The organism is Microbacterium sp. MPR-TSA4, from assembly GCF_058792815.1.
Genome location: NZ_JBXAFF010000053.1, coordinates 1 through 17,231 on the forward strand (window position 1 = coordinate 1; position 17,231 = coordinate 17,231).

Annotated in this window: 14 protein-coding genes; 6 read left to right on the top strand and 8 right to left on the bottom strand. The window is 71.6% G+C overall.

Features of this window, described 5'->3' with window-relative positions; genetic code table 11:
* Nucleotides 1-10 precede the first annotated feature (10 nt).
* Both AC1Q49_RS14490 and xylA read right to left on the bottom strand, forming a co-directional pair.
* Nucleotides 11-1,309 carry an FGGY family carbohydrate kinase gene (locus AC1Q49_RS14490; RefSeq protein ID WP_492493004.1) on the bottom strand — a complete coding sequence of 433 codons (1,299 nt, stop codon included), beginning with the start codon at nucleotides 1,307-1,309 and terminating at the stop codon, nucleotides 11-13.
* 97 nt (nucleotides 1,310-1,406) lie between these two features.
* A complete protein-coding gene (gene xylA, locus AC1Q49_RS14495; RefSeq protein ID WP_492493006.1) occupies nucleotides 1,407-2,594 on the bottom strand; it encodes a xylose isomerase in 1,188 nt (395 codons plus the stop codon).
* 114 nt (nucleotides 2,595-2,708) lie between these two features.
* Here xylA and AC1Q49_RS14500 point away from each other — a divergent pair, with 114 nt between their 5' ends.
* Complete coding sequence (locus tag AC1Q49_RS14500; RefSeq protein ID WP_492493008.1) at nucleotides 2,709-3,881, top strand: ROK family transcriptional regulator; 1,173 nt, start codon at nucleotides 2,709-2,711, stop codon at nucleotides 3,879-3,881.
* Between the two features lie 61 nt (nucleotides 3,882-3,942).
* On the opposite strand, the gene AC1Q49_RS14505 is transcribed toward AC1Q49_RS14500, so the two are convergent.
* A complete protein-coding gene (locus AC1Q49_RS14505; protein WP_492493010.1) occupies nucleotides 3,943-4,941 on the bottom strand; it encodes a LacI family DNA-binding transcriptional regulator in 999 nt (332 codons plus the stop codon).
* A 170-nt stretch (nucleotides 4,942-5,111) separates the two neighbouring features.
* On the opposite strand from AC1Q49_RS14505, the gene AC1Q49_RS14510 reads away from it, so the two are divergent.
* The 4 genes from AC1Q49_RS14510 to AC1Q49_RS14525 are packed head-to-tail and all read left to right on the top strand — an operon-like array spanning nucleotide 5,112 to nucleotide 10,654.
* Nucleotides 5,112-6,401, top strand: a complete 1,290-nt coding sequence (locus AC1Q49_RS14510) for an ABC transporter substrate-binding protein (RefSeq protein WP_101306930.1) — start codon at nucleotides 5,112-5,114, stop codon at nucleotides 6,399-6,401.
* Nucleotides 6,402-6,429: 28 nt separating this feature from the next.
* On the top strand, nucleotides 6,430-7,431 hold the full coding sequence (locus tag AC1Q49_RS14515; protein WP_060960651.1) for a carbohydrate ABC transporter permease: 1,002 nt from the start codon (nucleotides 6,430-6,432) through the stop codon (nucleotides 7,429-7,431).
* Nucleotides 7,428-8,327, top strand: a complete 900-nt coding sequence (locus tag AC1Q49_RS14520; RefSeq protein WP_060960627.1) for a carbohydrate ABC transporter permease — start codon at nucleotides 7,428-7,430, stop codon at nucleotides 8,325-8,327. The genes AC1Q49_RS14515 and AC1Q49_RS14520 overlap by 4 nt, the downstream gene beginning before the upstream one ends.
* A 5-nt stretch (nucleotides 8,328-8,332) precedes the next feature.
* Entirely contained in the window at nucleotides 8,333-10,654 is a 2,322-nt protein-coding gene (locus AC1Q49_RS14525; RefSeq protein WP_492493014.1) for a beta-xylosidase/alpha-l-arabinosidase, read from the top strand.
* Nucleotides 10,655-10,726: 72 nt separating this feature from the next.
* On the opposite strand, the gene AC1Q49_RS14530 is transcribed toward AC1Q49_RS14525, so the two are convergent.
* The gene (locus AC1Q49_RS14530; RefSeq protein WP_492493016.1) at nucleotides 10,727-12,241 is read right to left on the bottom strand and encodes an alpha-N-arabinofuranosidase; all 1,515 of its coding nucleotides are present in this window, start codon (nucleotides 12,239-12,241) and stop codon (nucleotides 10,727-10,729) included.
* Between the two features lie 63 nt (nucleotides 12,242-12,304).
* Here AC1Q49_RS14530 and AC1Q49_RS14535 point away from each other — a divergent pair, with 63 nt between their 5' ends.
* Complete coding sequence (locus tag AC1Q49_RS14535; protein WP_060960624.1) at nucleotides 12,305-12,910, top strand: sugar O-acetyltransferase; 606 nt, start codon at nucleotides 12,305-12,307, stop codon at nucleotides 12,908-12,910.
* Nucleotides 12,911-12,957: 47 nt separating this feature from the next.
* On the opposite strand, the gene AC1Q49_RS14540 is transcribed toward AC1Q49_RS14535, so the two are convergent.
* From AC1Q49_RS14540 to AC1Q49_RS14555, 4 genes are all read right to left on the bottom strand, one after another.
* Entirely contained in the window at nucleotides 12,958-13,467 is a 510-nt protein-coding gene (locus AC1Q49_RS14540) for a glutaminase (protein WP_101306933.1), read from the bottom strand.
* Nucleotides 13,464-14,159 (bottom strand): SDR family oxidoreductase, encoded by a 696-nt coding sequence (locus AC1Q49_RS14545; protein WP_060960622.1) that lies wholly within the window; start codon nucleotides 14,157-14,159, stop codon nucleotides 13,464-13,466. The genes AC1Q49_RS14540 and AC1Q49_RS14545 overlap by 4 nt, the downstream gene beginning before the upstream one ends.
* 45 nt (nucleotides 14,160-14,204) lie before the next feature.
* On the bottom strand, nucleotides 14,205-15,431 hold the full coding sequence (locus AC1Q49_RS14550) for a saccharopine dehydrogenase family protein (protein WP_492493019.1): 1,227 nt from the start codon (nucleotides 15,429-15,431) through the stop codon (nucleotides 14,205-14,207).
* Nucleotides 15,432-15,511: 80 nt separating this feature from the next.
* Nucleotides 15,512-17,062, bottom strand: coding sequence for an APC family permease (locus tag AC1Q49_RS14555; protein WP_492493021.1), 1,551 nt, complete (start codon nucleotides 17,060-17,062; stop codon nucleotides 15,512-15,514).
* Nucleotides 17,063-17,231 lie beyond the last annotated feature (169 nt).

Below are 17,231 nucleotides of genomic sequence, written 5' to 3' on the forward strand. Positions count from 1 at the left end.
GGGGATGCCGTCAGGCGGGGAGGAGGCGGGCGGCTTGGCGGGCGGCGCCGAGCGCGACGTACTCCCCCGGTGCGGGCACCTCGACCGGCACGCCCAGCACGTCGGGCGCGATGCGGCGGACGGCCGCCGACTGCGCCCCGCCGCCGACGAGCAGCGCGCGCTCGATCGGCACGCCGAGCCCGCGGATCGCGTCGAGGCCGGCGGCGAGCCCGCGCAGCATCCCCTCGACGGCGGCGCGGGCGAGGTTCTCGCGCGTCGTGGAGGCGAGCGTCATCCCGGTCAGCTCCGCGGTCGCGTCGGGCAGGTTCGGTGTGCGCTCGCCTTCGAAGTAGGGCAGCAGCCGCAGCCCGCCGGCCCCGGATGCCGCGGCCAGCGCGAGCGCGCTGAGCCCGTCGTGGTCGACGGCGAGCAGCCGGGCGGTCACGTCCAGCACGCGCGCGGCGTTGAGCGTCGCCACCAGCGGGAGGAAGTGGCCGTCGGCATCGGCGAAGCCCGCGACGGTGCCGGACGGGTCGATCGTCCGCTCCGCGCTGACCGCGAACACCGTGCCGCTGGTCCCGATCGACACGACGACATCGCCGACACCGGCTCCGACCCCGAAGGCCGCCGCCGCGTTGTCGCCCGCGCCCGCGCCGACGCGGCGCCCGTCGGCATCCGCGACCGACTCGAGCGGGCCGAGCACCCGCGGCAGCGCGGCGTCGTGGCCGAGGGCGGCGACGAGCAGCGCGCGGTCGTAGCCGTCGGTCGCCGGATCCCAGTAACCGGTGCCCGACGCGTCGGAGCGATCGGTGATCAGCTCGTCGAACGCCGGGGCGCCGTCGGCGACGGGGCCGTAGCCGCGCAGCCGCCACGTCAGCCAGTCGTGCGGGAGCGCCACGGCGGCGACGGCCGCGGCGTTGTCGGGTTCGGCGTCGCGCAGCCACCGGAGCTTCGTGATCGTGAAGGAGGCCACCGGCACGACTCCCGTGCGCGCGGCCAGGGCGTCGGCGCCGAACTCGGCGATCAGATCCGCCGCCGCCGCCGCCGAGCGGGTGTCGTTCCACAGCAGGGCGTCGCGCACGACCCGACCCTGCGCGTCGAGGGCGACCATGCCGTGCTGCTGCCCGCCGATCGCCCAGGCGGCGACGTCGGCGATGCCGCCGGCATCCGCGATCGCCGCCTGCAGAGCGACCCACCACGCCTCGGGATCGACGCTCGTGCCGTCGGGATGCGACGCGCGCCCCGTGCGCACGACGGCGCCCGTCGCGGCGTCGACGATGACGACCTTGCAGGACTGCGTCGAGCTGTCGACGCCCATCACGAGTGCCATGTCGGCATCCTCATCTCTTCGTGAGTCGGGGGCGTCCGCGCGTGAGACCCCGCCGGACGGCCAGGGTCTCACGCGCGGACGCGGGCGGATGCCGGGGTCAGCGCGCGCCGAGCAGGTGCTCGGTCGCGAGCTGCTGCAGCCGCACGAAGCCGAAGCCCTTGCCGCCGAGGTACGCGTCGGTGTCGAAGTCCTCGTAGGCGGAGCGGTCGGCGACGAAGTCGTCGTAGCTCTCCCCCTCGGCGAACGTCGGCTGTGCGAGCTCCGCGACGCGCGCGGCGGCGAGCGCCTCCTGCACCTCGGGGTCGGCGCGGAACGCGGCCGCACGCTCCTTCAGCAGCAGGTAGGTGCGCATGTTGGCGGCTGCCGAGTCCCAGACACCCGTCTCGTCCTCGGTGCGCGACGGCTTGTAGTCGAAGTGACGGGGACCCTCGTACGACTGCCCGCCGTTCGGGCCGCCGTTCTCGAGCAGGTCGACCAGCGCGAACGCGTTGTGCAGGTCGCCGTGACCGAACACGAGGTCCTGGTCGTACTTGATGCCGCGCTGGCCGTTGAGGTCGATGTGGAAGAGCTTGCCGTGGTACAGCGCCTGCGCGATGCCGGCCGCGAAGTTCAGCCCGGCCATCTGCTCGTGGCCGACCTCGGGGTTGAGGCCGACGAGCTCGGGACGCTCGAGCGAGTCGATGAACGCGAGGGCGTGACCCACGGTCGGCAGCAGGATGTCGCCGCGCGGCTCGTTCGGCTTCGGCTCGATCGCGAAGCGGATGTCGTAGCCCTTGTCGACCACGTAGTCGCCGAGGAAGTTGACGGCCTCGCGGTAGCGCTCCAGCGCCTGGCGGATGTCCTTCGCGGAGTCGTACTCGGCGCCCTCGCGGCCGCCCCACATCACGAAGGTCTGCGCGCCCAGCTCGGCGCCGAGGTCGATCTGGCGCAGCACCTTGCGGATCGCGAAGCGACGCACGTCGCGGTCGTTCGAGGTGAACCCGCCGTCCTTGAAGACGGGGGCGCTGAAGAGGTTGGTCGTGACCATCGGCACGGTGAGGCCGGTCGCGCCCAGCGCGCCCTTCAGCCGGTCGATCTGATGCTGCCGGTCCGCCTCGGAGGAGCCGAACGCGAACAGGTCGTCGTCGTGGAAGGTGAGGCCGTACGCGCCGAGCTCGGCGAGCTTCTCGACCGCGTGGACGACGTCGAGCGGCGGACGGGTCGGCCCGCCGAACGGGTCGGTGCCGTTGTAGCCGATGGTCCAGAGACCGAAGGTGAACTTGTCGGCGGGGGTCGGGACGGTCATGGCGCTCCTTCGCGAGGACTCCCGTGAGGGAGTTTTGTTGTTAGTCACAACCTATACCACGACGCACCCTCCGTCCACCACGCCCACCGGCATCCGCGCCTCTAGGGTGGACGCGTGGCACGCGCAGAGGGAACCGTCGAGGGCGTCCGTCGCGCCAACCTCTCACGGGTGCTGCGGCTCGTGCACGAAGACGGCCCGCTCTCGCGTGCCGCCCTGACCGAGTCGACGGGTCTGAACCGCTCCACGATCGGGGCCCTCGTCGCCGACCTCGTCGCGGCGGGACTCGCCAGCGAGGGCGCCCCGGAGGTGCATCGCCGCGTCGGGCGCCCCTCCCCCTCCGTCGCGGCCGCGCCGGACGTCGTCGCGATCGCGGTGAACCCCGAGGTGGACGCGCTCACCGTGGCGGCGATCGGGCTCGATCGCACGATCGTGCTGCGCGAGCGCATCGAGCTGGAGGGACTGATCTCGGCCGCGCAGGCCGTCGAGCTCACCACCGGCGTCACCGACCGGTGGCGCGCGGGCGAGCTCGCCGCCCACCGCATCGCGGGCATCGGCGTGGCCGTGCCCGGCCTCGTGCGCACCGCCGACGGCCTGGTGCGCCGCGCGCCGCATCTCGACTGGACCGACGCCCCGCTACGCGACACCCTCGCCCGCGCGAGCGGGCTGCCGGTCGCGATCGACAACGACGCCACGCTCGGCGCCCTCGCCGAGAGCATGTACGGCGCGGGCCGCGACGTGAGCGACCTGATCTACCTCAACGGCGGCGCGAGCGGCATCGGCGGCGGGCTGGTGATCGGCGGGCGCCTCGTGCGCGGCGCCGGCGGCTACGCGGGCGAGCTGGGCCAGAACCGCCCCGGGATCGCACAGCCCGCCGACCGCCGCTCCGGCGCGCAGGGCACGCTGGAGGACGAGGTGAGCCGGTCGCGACTGCTCGCCGTCGTCGGTCTGCACAGCGCGGACGAGCCGACGCTCGAGCGGGCGATCCGCGAATCGCGCAGTGTGGAGGTGGCCGCCGAGGTCGAGCGCCAGCGCCGCATCCTGGCGACGGCGCTCGCCAACGCCGTCAACGTGCTCAACCCGTCGACCGTCGTGCTGGGCGGCTTCCTCGCGACGATCCTGGATCAGGATGCCGAGGCCCTCCTGTCCGCCGTGCGCGCGCAGGCCATGGCGATGAACGCCGAGGACCTGCAGCTGCGCCCGGCCGACCTCGGCCCCGACCGCCTGCTCGTCGGCGCCGCCGAGATCGCGTTCGAGGCGCTGCTGACCGATCCACTCACGCCCGCGTGACGGTCCGACGCCGGGAGCGACCGGCGCCGCGCACCCCGGACGGCGGCGACCGGACCGTGCGTCAGCGCAGCGGAGCGGTCGTCGCCCGCGGGATCAGGCGCGTCGGGAGCACCAGGTGCGTCGCCTCCGGGGTGGCCCCGGTCAGCATGGTGACCAGCATCCGCGCCGCCTCGGCGCCGAGACGCTGGATGGGCTGGCGCACCGTGCTCAGCGGGCGCGCGGTGAGGAACGCCTCGGGGATGTCGTCGAAGCCGATCACCGACAGATCCCCCGGGACGTCGAGCCCGAGCTCCGCCGCGACGTCGATCAGTCCGAGCGCGGTGCGGTCGTTGGCCGCGAACACCGCGGTCGGGCGGTCGGGCTGCTGCAACAGGGCGCGTCCGACGACGCGCACCGTGTCGGGGTCGTACATTCCGACGGCCACGAGGGCGGGATCGAAGCGGATGCCGGACTGACGCAGTGCACGGCGGTAGCCCGCCTCGCGCATCTCCGAGGAGCGCAGCTCGGGGCGGCCCGCGAGGTAGCCGATGCGGCGGTGGCCGAGCTCGATGAGGTGCATCGTCGCCTCGAAGCCGCCGGTGAGACTGTCGGATTCGACCGAGGGGATGTCCACCCGGCCCGCGTGGGGGTCGACGGCGACGATCGGGACGTCGGCGTTCACACCCACCACGGTCGGGGTGACCATGATCGCCGCGTCGATCAGCGTGCCGCTGAGCCGGCTGAGCGAGCGCCGCTCCCACCCCTGCGGGTCGGCGTCGCGGGCGCCGCTGTAGGCCAGCAGGTCGTAGCGATGCCCGCTCAGCGCGGCGCCGACCCCCTTGAGCACCTCGGCGCTGAACGGCTCGAAGTCCGACACCAGCACGCCCACGACGCCGGTCCGGCGCGAGCGCATGCTGCTGGCGACCAGGCTCGACTCGTACCCGAGCTCGGCCACGGCGTCGAGCACGCGCGACACGGTCTCGCTCGCCACGCCGTATCGACCGTTGACCGCTTTGGAAACCGTGGCCACGGACACACCGGCGGCCGCGGCGACGTCATGGATGGTGGCTCTGCGACTCACGTGGGTGATACTACGGGCGCGGAAACGTTATTGAAAAGGTTTTTGAAAACGTTTGACGTCGTTGACAACAAATGGTCACACTGGTGCTCATTCCGGCCCGAACGCGTTCACCGGAATACTCCGTGCCCCGAATGACCGGGGTGAGGCTCAATGAGGAGGACAGGAATCACATGAAGGCGAACAAGATCCTGACCGGAGCGGCGCTCCTGGTCGCGGGCACGCTCGGTCTGAGCGCCTGCAGCGGCGGGTCGGGCGACACCAACGCCGACGGCAAGGTCGAGATGACGCTGTGGCAGAACTCGACCACGGGCCCCGGCCAGCAGTTCTGGAAGGACGCCATCGCGGCCTTCGAGAAGGCGAACCCGAACGTCACCATCACGATGCAGTCGGTGCAGAACGAGGACATGGACGGCAAGCTGCAGACCGCCCTCAACGCGGGCGACGCTCCCGACATCTTCCTGCAGCGCGGCGGCGGAAAGCTCGCGGCGATGGTGCAGGCGGGCCAGCTCATGGACCTCACCGACAAGATCGGCGACACCGCGAAGTCCGAGATCTCCGAGGGCTCGTTCAAGGCCGAGACCTACCAGGACAAGATCTGGGCGATGCCGCTGGCGGTGCTGCCGAGCGGCTTCTGGTACAGCTCCGACCTCTTCACCAAGGCCGGCATCACGACCGCCCCGACGACGATCAGCGACCTCGAGTCGGCCGTCGACAAGCTCAAGACCGCGGGCGTCGCCCCGATCGCGCTCGGCGCGAAGGACGCCTGGCCCGCCGCGCACTGGTACTACAACTTCGCCCTGCGCGAGTGCAGCCCCCAGACCATCGAGAAGACCGGCGACTCGAAGGACTTCAGCGACGGATGCTGGCTGAAGGCCGCCGAAGACCTCAACGACTTCGCCGCGACGAAGCCGTTCAACGAAGGCTTCCTCACCACCTCCGCCCAGCAGGGCGCCGGCAGCTCCGCCGGTCTCGTCGCCAACCACCAGGCCGCGATGGAGCTCATGGGCGCCTGGGACCCGGGTGTGATCGCCTCGCTCACCCCCGACGAGAAGCCCCTCCCCGACCTGGCGTGGTTCCCCTTCCCGGAGGTCTCCGGCGGTCAGGGTGAGCCGGGATCGATGATGGGTGGCGTCGACGGCTACTCGTGCTCGGCCAAGGCGCCCAAGGAGTGCGCGGACTTCCTGAACTTCATCGCGTCGGCCGACCAGCAGGAGGCGTACTACGCGGCCTTCAGCGCCCCGCCGGTCAACAAGACCGCCCAGGCCGCCGTCAAGGAGCCCTACCTCCAGGAGGTGCTCGCCGCCTACAACAAGGCGCCGTTCGTCTCGCAGTGGCTCGACACCGTCCTCGGCCAGAACGTCGGCAACGCGCTGAACGTGGCCGTGGTCGACCTGCTCGCGGGCAAGAGCAACCCGCAGCAGATGATCCAGTCGGTCACCGACGCGGCCAAGAAGGGCTGATCGGATCGTGTCCCTCCGCGAGACCTCCGTGGCCGTCACCGACCCGGAGACGGATCTCGCGCAGCACGGCGGGGGCGGCGTGACGCCGCCCCCCCCCACGCCGCGCCGCCGTCCCCGTGGACTGGGCTGGGCCGGGAGATTCGAGATCGCGCTGCTCGTCGGGCCGGCGCTGATCATGTTCCTCGGCTTCGTGATCTTCCCGGTCGCGATGGCGGCCTACTACGGCTTCTTCCGGTGGCAGGGCTACGGCGCCCCCACCGACTTCGTCGGCCTGCAGAACTATCTGACGATCCTCACCGATCCGACCTTCCTCGAGGCGCTCGGCCACAACGGCTTCATCGTCATCGCCTCCATCGTGCTGCAGGGGCCGGTCGCGGTGCTGCTGGCACTGCTGCTGAACCGCCGGATGCGGGGGCAGTCCCTCATCCGCGTCCTCATCTTCGTGCCGTACGTCATCGCCGAGGTCGTCGTCGGCACGGGCTTCGGGCTCATGCTGCAGACACAGGGAGCGCTGAACGGCCTGCTGGAGAGCTGGGGGCTCGGCGCGCTCGCCCACGACTGGATCTCCGATCCGGCGATCGCCATCTGGACGCTCATGGCCATCCTCACCTGGAAGTACGTCGGCTTCGCCGTCATCCTCTTCCTCGCGGGGCTCCAGGGCATCCCGGAGGAGCTCTACGAGGCCGCCGCCCTCGACGGCGCGGGATACTGGCAGGCCCACTGGCGCATCACGCTGCCGCTGCTGGCGCCCACCCTGCGCATCTGGGCGTTCCTGTCGATCATCGGCGCCCTGCAGCTGTTCGACCTCGTCTACATCATCTGGGGCCAGTACGTCGCCTCGACGGCGGGCACCTCCACGATGGCGACCTACATGGTCGTCAACGGCCGCAACGCCGGCAACTTCGGCTTCGGCAACGCCGTCGCCGTCGTCATCTTCGTCATCTCGCTCGTCGTCGCCCTGATCTACCAGCGCTTCGTGCTGCGCCGCGACACGGCCGGCGCCATCACCGAAGGGAAGAAGACCCGATGAGCGCGCTCACCGTCGACACCGCCACCCTCGCGACCGGCGCCGCCGGCCGCGGGCCCGCACGCCGCCGCGCGAAGGAGCGCCTGCCCTGGGGCAGCCCGCTCGTCTACTTCATCGCGCTCGTCGTCATCGCCCTCATGCTCGCCCCGGTGCTCTACATCGTCATCGGCGGGTTCCGCAGCAATTCGCAGATCACGGTCGATCCCGCCGGCTGGCCCGACCCGTGGAACGTGCAGAACTACCTCACGGTGCTCACGGGTCCGCAGTTCTGGCGTCAGGTGCTCAACTCGCTGATCGCGGCGACGGCCACCACCGCGGGCGTCGTCGCGCTGGGACTCATGGCGAGCTACGTCATCGCGCGCTACCCGTTCCGCGGGCGCGGCGCGCTCTACGCGCTGTTCGCCGCCGGGCTGATGTTCCCGATCACGGTCGCGATCACCCCGCTGTACATCGTGATCCGCGACCTCGGTCTCATGAACTCGCTGGCCGGGATCATCCTGCCCCAGATCGCGTTCGCGCTGCCGACGACCATCATCATCCTGGTGCCGTTCCTCCGGGCGATCCCCGACGAGATCCAGGAGGCCGCGTTCATCGACGGGTGCAGCCGCCTGGGCTTCTTCTGGCGCATGGTGCTGCCGCTGTCGGTGCCGGGCGTCATCACCGTCGGCATCCTGGCGTTCATCGGCAGCTGGAACAGCTACCTTCTGCCCCTGTTCATCCTCAACAACGAGGCGAGCTTCACCCTGCCGCTCGGCGTGCAGGCGTTCTCGTCCCAGTACTCGGTCGACACCGCCAAGGTGCTGGCCTTCACCTCTCTGTCGATGCTCCCCGCGCTGCTGTTCTTCAGCCTGTTCGAGCGTCGTATCGTCGGCGGCCTCACGGGCGCCGTGAAGGGCTGATCCGCATGACGATCTCCGACAACTCCCTCGACCGCCGTCTCGTCCAGCCGGTCTCGCCACGGGTGGCCGCCCTCATGGCCGACATGACGCCCGACCAGAAGGTCGCGCAGCTGGTGGGCTTCTGGGTCGACCAGGGCGATGAGGCGGTGGCGCCCCTGGCCGACGAGATGCGGGCCGGCGAGACGACCGCCTCCGACCGGTACGAGCAGGCCTCCGCCCACGGGCTCGGTCACCTCACGCGCGTCTACGGCACCCGGCCGGTGGATGCCGCGGAGCGCGCGAGCTGGCTGTGGGACCAGCAGCAGCGGCTGCGCGCGGCATCGGGCCACGGCATCGGCGCGATCGTGCACGAGGAGTCGCTGACGGGTCTCGCGGCCTGGAAGGCGGCGACCTTCCCGACGCCGCTCGCGTGGGGCGCCGCGTTCGACCCCGAGCTCGTCGAGCGCATGGGCCGCCTCATCGGCGACACGATGCGCGAGCTGGGCGTGCACCAGACCCTCGCACCGGTGCTGGACGTCATCCGCGATCCGCGCTGGGGGCGGGTGGACGAGTGCATCTCGGAAGACCCGTACGTCGTGGGCACGATCGCGACGGCCTACGTCCGCGGCATCCAGGATGCCGGGGTGCACGCGACCCTGAAGCACTTCGTCGGCTACTCCGCGTCGCAGGCGGGTCGCAACCACGCACCCGTGCACGCCGGTCCGCGCGAGCTCGCCGACGTGTTCCTGCCGCCCTTCGAGATGGCGGTGCGCGACGGCGGGGCGCGGTCGGTGATGAACTCGTACACGGACGTGGACGGCATCCCCGTCGCCTCCGATCCGCGACTGCTCACCGATCTGCTCCGCGGCGAGTGGGGCTTCGACGGCGTCGTGGTGTCGGACTACTTCGCGATCGCGTTCCTCCAGACGATGCACGCCGTCGCCGCCGACCGCACCGAGGCGGCGCGCCTGGCCCTGACGGCCGGCATCGACGTGGAGCTGCCCAGCGGCGACGCGTACGCGGCCCCGCTGCGGGAGGGCCTGCGCGACGGTCGCATCGACGAGGCGCTCGTCGACCGCGCGCTGGCGCGCGTGCTCGCACAGAAGGAGGAGCTCGGCCTGCTCGATCCCGACGACAGCGCGCCGCCGACCGCCGTCGACCTCGACTCCCCCGCCCACCGCGCCGTCGCGCGCGAGCTGGCCGAGCGCTCGCTGGTGCTGCTGTCGAACGACGGCACGCTGCCGCTGGCCCGTCCCGGGCGCGTGGCCGTGATCGGGCCGAACGGCCACGACGCGTCGGCGCTCATGGGCTGCTACTCCTTCGCCAACCACGTGCTGGCCCACCACCCGGGCACGCCGTACGGGTTCGCGATCCCGACGGTCGCCGAGGCCCTTCGGGCCGAGCTGCCGGAGGCCGCGATCGTGTCGGTCGCCGGCTGCGACGTCGAGGGCGATGACCGCTCGGGCTTCGCCGCCGCGGTGGATGCCGCGGCATCCGCCGACGTGGCGATCGTCGTGGTCGGCGACCGGGCCGGGCTGTTCGGACGCGGCACGGTCGGCGAGGGCAACGATGCGGAGAGCCTCGAGCTGCCGGGGGTGCAGCGCGAGCTCGCCGAGGCGGTCGCCGCGACGGGCACGCCGGTCGTGCTCGTGGTGGTCACCGGCCGACCCTACGCTCTGGCCTGGGCGCTGGACGGCGACGCGGGCTCGGCCCCCTCGGCCGTCGTGCAGGCGTTCTTCCCGGGCGAGGAGGGCGGCACGGCGATCGCCCGCGTGCTCACGGGCGCCGTCGCCCCGTCGGGGCGGCTGCCCGTCTCGCTGCCACGGTCGGCGGGCGCGCAGCCGTTCTCGTACCTGCATCCGATCCTCGGCGGCGACAGCGAGGTGACGAGCGCCGACAGCACGCCGGTGCGACCCTTCGGCTTCGGGCTCGGTTACACGACCTTCGCGCGCACGGGCCTGTCGGCACCCGAGGAGGTCGCCGCGGGCGACGAGCTGACGGTGACCGTGACGGTCGCCAACACCGGTGACCGCGCCGGCACCGAGATCGTGCAGCTGTACGCGCACGACGTGCACGCGAGCGTCGTCCGCCCGGTCGCGCAGCTGCTCGGCTACGCGCGGGTGAGCCTGGCACCGGGGGCGTCCGCCACGGTCCGCTTCGACGTGCCGACGGCGCGCCTGGCGTTCACGGGACGGGACGGCATCCGGATCGTGGAGCCGGGCCGCGTCGACCTGTGGGTCGGCGCGTCGGTCGCCGACCGCGAGACGGCCGCGACGGTCACCCTCACGGGCGACGTGCACCGGGTCACCGCCGCGGACGCGCGCACCGTGGCCACCCACGTCGAGTAGCGGTCTCTCGTCTCTTCCGCCGCTCGATCGGACGGCCCGCCCCTCCCGGGGCGGGCCGTTCTCACGCGTCGATCAGGCGAGGGCGAGCTCGACGGTCGCGAAGGCGTGCGGGGGCAGCTGCAGGCGCAGGACGCCGTCGTCGATCGACGCGTCCAGCGGCACCGGGCGGACGACGTCGGGGCTCTCCGGCGTGTTGTGGGCCGCGGCGTCCGCGCCGGTGAGCACCCGGGCGCGGGTGAGCGTCGCGGCGCGGCCGCGCAGGTCGATCTCGACCGCGAGCGGGCCGTCGACGCCGACGTGCGTGAGCGACAGGAGCGCCGCGCCGTCCTTCGTGGATGCCGACAGCGACAGCGCCGGCAGCTCCGCGCCGTCGACGCCGACGGAGGGAACCGACACGACGTGGGCGGGCACGGACTGCGCGTCGTGGTGGCCGACGTTCATCTCGTACACGTGGTAGGTCGGTGTCAGCACGAGCCCGCCGTCATCGTCGGTGAGGATCATCGCCTGCAGCACGTTGAGGGTCTGGGCGATGTTCGCCATGCGCAGGCGCGCCGCGTGGCGGTGGAACACGTCGAAGTGGATGCCGGCGACCAGCGCGTCGCGCACCGTGTTCTGCTGGAAGAGGAAGCCGGGGTTGGTGCCGGGCTCCACGCTCCACCAGGTGCCCCACTCGTCGCACACGAGGTCGATCGACCGCTCGGGGTCGTAGGCGTCCATGACCGCCTCGTGGGCGCGGATCACGCGCTCGATCTCGTAGGCCTTGCCGATCGTGCGCACGTACTCGTCGCGGGAGAACGTCGTGGCCGACTCCTTCTGGATGCCGGTGCCGGCGTGCGTGTAGTAGTGGAACGAGATCGCCTGGAACGGGGACGGCTGCGGGTCGGGCGCGTTCGACGACGTCGCCGAGGCCATGAGCGCGTGCGTCCAGCGCACGTCGTCGTCGGCCGCGCCCGCGGCGATGCGGTACAGCCGGTTGCCGTCGTGCTCGCGGCAGAAGGTCGCGTACCGGCGGGCGAGCGATGTGTAGTACTCCGGCGTCATGTGGCCGCCGCATCCCCAGGCCTCGTTGCCGAGGCCCCAGAACGGCACCCGCCAGGGCTCGTCGCGACCGTTCTCGCGGCGCAGACGCGCCATCGGGCTGTCGCCGGAGCGGGTGAGGTACTCGACCCACTCGCTCATCTCCTGCACCGTGCCGCTGCCGACGTTGCCGTTGACGTAGGGCTCGGCCCCGAGCAGGTCGCAGAGGTCCATGAACTCGTGCGTGCCGAACGCGTTGTCCTCGACGACGTCGCCCCAGTTCGTGTTGACCATCGTCGGGCGCTCATCGCGGGGCCCGATGCCGTCGCGCCAGTGGTACTCGTCGGCGAAGCATCCGCCGGGCCACCGGAGGTTGGGCACGTGCAGGCGGCGCAGGGCCTCCACGACGTCGAGGCGGATGCCGCGCTCGTTCGGGATCGGCGACTCCTCCCCCACCCAGAAGCCGCCGTAGATGCACCGGCCGAGATGTTCGGCGAAGTGCCCGTAGAGGTGGCGGCTGATCTGCGGACCGGTGACGTCGAGGTCGACGGCGGCGCGGGCGATGGTCATGACGGCTCCCGTTGTTCTGCGGCGACATCGCCGTACGGCCATCCTCCCACTAATATGTTCCATATGACAACAAATATGGATCTCGCCGCGCTGATCGCAGACGACGCGGACGTGCGCGCGCTCTTCGCCGGCGACGGGATCCGTTACCGCGCCTCGGCATCACTGCCCGATCTCACCTGGCACGCCCAGTCGACGTGCGCCCGGATCAACCGGATCTTCTTCGACGACCCCGCCGAGGCCCAGCGCCTGTTCCACGAGCTCGTGCCGGGCGCCGGATCCGGCATCGACTTCCGTCCGCCGCTCAACCTCGACTACGGCATCGGGCTCACGATCGGCGACCGCACCTTCCTCAACAAGGACTTCCTCGTGGTCGGCGGCGGCTACGTCACGATCGGCGCCGACTGCCTCATCGGGCCCCGCTGCAGCATCTACACGCCCAACCACGCCGAGGATCCCACCCTCCGCCGGGAGGGATGGGAGCGCGCGTCCGCCGTCACGATCGGCGACAACGTCTGGCTCGGCGGCTCGGTCACGATCCTGCCGGGCGTGACGATCGGCAGCGACAGCATCATCGGAGCCGGATCGGTGGTCACGCGCGACATCCCTGCCGGGGTCGTCGCGGTGGGCAACCCGTGCCGCGTCGTGCGGCCGATCCGCGCCGACGTCTGAGGCGCGGCACCCGCGCGCCGGAGGGCGCGGCATCCGCGGGGCGAGGGTCAGCGCAGCGAGAGCTGATCGTCCAGGTAGTCCGCCAGGGGGCGGCGCGCGCCGGCCGGCGTCCACGTCACGAGCGGGATGCCGTCGACCAGCGCCAGCGGGCCCGACGCCTCCCCGCGGCGCACGGCGTCGAGGTCGATCGCCGTCGCACCGAGGTGCAGGACCTCGCCGTCGGCGAACCCGCCGCGCGCCGCGGCGGCGGCACGCTCGGAGCGGGCGCGCTGCGCCTCGGCGGTGTAGCCGCGGATCGCCTCGGTGCGGGCGCGCAGCACCTCGCCGGTCGCGAAGAGGTCGGCATCCCCGATCAGCAGGACGCCGACGTGCCACGCCTCACCCACCGGCACGATGCGCGGCGCGCGGCCGAACCCGAGCAGGCGGCGGGCGTGCGCCCAGTCGCCGAGCCGCTCCTTCGGCGTGCCCACGAGCCGGCGGCGGGCGTCGTCGAGGATCGCATCGAGCAGTCCCGGCCCGACGGGGACGTCGGCGCCGGACGCGGACGGGGCGGTCATCGGGGGCCGGGCCGCACCGTCAGGTCGCTGATGACCGCGTCGCGCGGCAGGTCGAGCGCCGTGAGCGCGGCCGTCGCCACCGAGGCCGGGTCGATCCACCGATCGGGGTCGTAGGCGGCGCCCTCCTGCGCATGCACCTCCGCCTGCATGGGCGTCGCGGTGCGCCCGGGGTACACCGTCGTGACGCGCACGCCGTGCTCGGCCTCCTCGCCGCGCAGGGCATCGGCGAGTGCCTTGAGCCCGTGCTTGGACGCCGCGTACGCCGCCCAGTTCGGATGCGCCGTGAGGCCCGCCCCCGAGTTGACGAACAGCACCTGGCCGCGTGCCGCACGCACCCGGGGCAGCAGCACGCGGGTGAGCTCGGCGGGCGCCACGAGGTTGACGGCCAGCTGGCTCGTCCACGCCGACACCGGCAGGTCGCCGACCCGCCCGAGCTCCACGATGCCCGCCGCATGGATCACCGCGTCGATGCGGTCGGGGACCGCCGCGGCATCCCGCACCGCGTCGGCGATCGTCTCGGGGTGCGCGAGGTCGGCGACGATCGGGATGCTGCCGGGGAAGGCGCGGACGAGGTCGTCCGCCCGCGCGCGGTCGCGCACGACCAGCACGAGCCGGTCGCCGCGCGCCGCGAGCCGCTCTGCGATGAGGGTGCCGATGCCGGAGCCCGCTCCGGTGATCACGTGGGTGGCCATCTGTCCATCCTTCCACCGCGGACGCCGCCCGCGTCCGCCGACGGCTCAGACGGGCTTGTCCTCCATGCCCCACGGAGAGCCGTAGCCGCCGGGCGCCGGCGCCGCGAGCAGATCGAGGAAGGGCTTCGCGTCGAAGGCCTCGGGGCCGAGCACGCCGGTGCCGGTCCAGACGCCGGTCGCGAGCAGCTCGAGGGCGATGACCGGGTTGATGGCCGTCTGCCAGACGACCGCCTGGGAGCCGTACTCGCGCATCGTCTGCTCGTTGTCGGCCACGTGGTAGAGGTAGGTCGAGCGGGGACGGCCGTCGACGCCGGTGCCGGTCACCCAGACGCCCGCGCAGGTCTTGCCGCTCATCTTGTCGCCGATGGTCGCCGGATCGGGCAGGCACGCGGCGACGACATCGCGCGGCGACACCTCGACGCCCTTGACGTTCACCTTCTCGGTGCTGTCCAGACCGAGCTTGTGCAGCGTCTTCAGCACGCCGATGAACTCGTCGCCCAGCCCGTACTTGAAGGTCACGCGCTTGGCCGTGGTCCACCGCGGCATGAGGAGCACCTCCTCGTGCTCGACGTTGACGCACTCGACCGGGCCGATGCCGTCGGGGAAGTCGAACACCTCGGGCTCGCTGAACGGCGCCGTCGTGTACCAGCCGCGGTCCTCCTCGTAGATGACCGGCGGGTTGAGGCACTCCTCGATCGTCGTCCAGATCGAGAACGAGGGCGCGAAGTCGTATCCGGCGACGACGAGGTTCGCTCCGTCGCGCACGCCCAGCTCGTCGATCTCGCTGAACAGGTGATCCTCGGCGTAGCGGGCGAACACGTCCGACAGCCCCGGCTCGACGCCGATGCCGACGAGCGCGAGCCGACCGGCATCCTTCCACTGGTCGTCCTTGGCGAACTGCTCGTCGCCGAGCTTCACCCCCGGCAGCGCGTGCGGCTGCTCGGGGTGCGGCGTCGAGAGGCTCATCGCCATGTCGAGGTAGGTCGCGCCGGCGGCGAGCGCGCCGTCGAAGATCGGCATGACGAAGCGGGGGTCCACGGCGTTGAGCACGTGGGTGATGCCGTGGGCCTCGATGAGCCCGGCCACCGCGTCGGCACGGGAGGCGTCGACCTGGGCCGCCTCTACCCGCGGGTCGGCGACCTCGGCGACGAGCGCCTGCGGGCGCGCCGGGTCGTAGTCGGCGATGACGAGCTTCTCGAAGAAGTCGCGACGCACGGCGATGCGGACGGCGGCCGAGCCGACGCCGCCGGCGCCGACGATGAGGATACGCATGGTGTTCCTTAGTCGTGGTGATGAGGGTGCGGATGCCGGGCCGGCGCGGGCCGCTCGGGCCCGGCCGGGAGCCGGGGAGGTCAGATGCCGCCGTCGATGGAGCGGACGATGTCGCCCGGCTCGTCGGGCACGAGGACGGGGGTCTCGCGGTTGAGGGCGCGCCCCTGGAAGAACGGCTTCGAGCGCGGGAATACGAACCAGACGAACATGAGCACGACGCCGACGAGCAGGGCTCCGATGCCGACCACGAACGTCCCGCCGATGCCCAGCAGCACCGAGTTGCCGTAGTCCACGTCGTACATGTCGATCGCCGACTGCACGAACGCGAACGTCAGCATGAGGGCGCCCAGCAGGGGGAAGATGCCCTTGAACCACAGGTCGCGCGTGGAGCGGCCGAGGTCGCGTCGGTAGTACCAGACGCACGCGAAGCCGGTGATGGCGTAGTAGAACGCGATCGCGAGCCCGAGCGACAGGATCGAGTCCTGCAGGATGTTGTCGCTGATCAGCGTCATGCCGACGTAGTAGCAGATGGCGACCGTGCCGCCCACGATCGTGGAGAACGAGGGCGTCTTGTAGACGGGATGCACGGTCTTGAAGCGCGCGGGGAGCGCGCGGTAGACGCCCATCGCGAGCGTGCCGCGGGCGGTGGGCAGGATGGTCGTCTGCGTCGAGGACACCGCCGAGATCAGCACCGCGACCACCAGCAGCCAGCCCCACGGGCCGAGCAGTCCGTCCTTGATCGCGAGGAAGAAGTCGTCCGCGTTGTCGGCGTTGCCCAGCCCCGTGCCGTCCTCGCCGAGCCCCGCGTACATCATCGCGGCGATCGTCACCGACACGTAGGTGAACAGCAGGATGATCGTGGTGAGCAGCGCCGCACGACCCGGGATGCGCTTGGGGTCCTTGGTCTCCTCGTTGAGGGCGAGGCAGGTGTCCCAGCCCCAGTAGATGAAGAGGGCGAGCAGCACCGCCTCGGTGAAGCCGTGGAAGTCGGTGAAGGCGAAGGGGTTCAGCCAGTTCCAGTCGAACGGCGTGGGGTTCGGTGCCGACCCGGCGAAGAACTGCCAGAGCGAAGCGACGACGAAGATCGCCAGCGCGAGGTACTGCACGGCGAGCAGCACGTTCTGGATCCGTTCGCCGATCTCCACGCCGCGCCAGCTCACCCACGTCATCGCCGCGATGAACAGGACGGCGACCAGCACGATGCGCCAGTCGTTGTTCTCGAGTTCCAGACCGAACAGGTCCCAGAAGTAGACGGAGGCGATCTGCGCGAGGTTCGCGAGCACGACCATGCCGGCCACCGCGACGCCCCAGCCGCCCATCCATCCCACCCACGGACCGAACGCCTTCGTCCCCCAGGTGAAGGTGGTGCCGCAGTCCGGGATCTCGTTGTTGAGCTCGCGATAGGCGAACGCGATGAACAGCATCGGCACGAAGGCGATGATGAACGCGATCGGCGCCTGGCCCCCGACGGCGAGCACGACGAAGCCCAGGGTCGCGACGAGGGAGTAGACGGGGGCGGTGGATGCCAGACCGATGACGGTCGACCCCCACAGCCCCAGCGTGCCGGCGGCGAGGCCTTTGCCTTCGCCGCGTTCCAGGTGGATCGGTGTGGTGCTGCCGAAGTCGCTCATCGCTCTTCTCCGCCCTCGCGTGATCATGCGTGCGCCGACGTCCCCAGTGACGCGGTGAGGGAAGACTAGAACGAGAGCGCACGCGAGCGCGGTCGACACGAGGGCGAATCTGCGCTGATCATGCGGCCCCCGCGTACATTCCGGGGCTGGGGGCGGGGGCCGCATGATC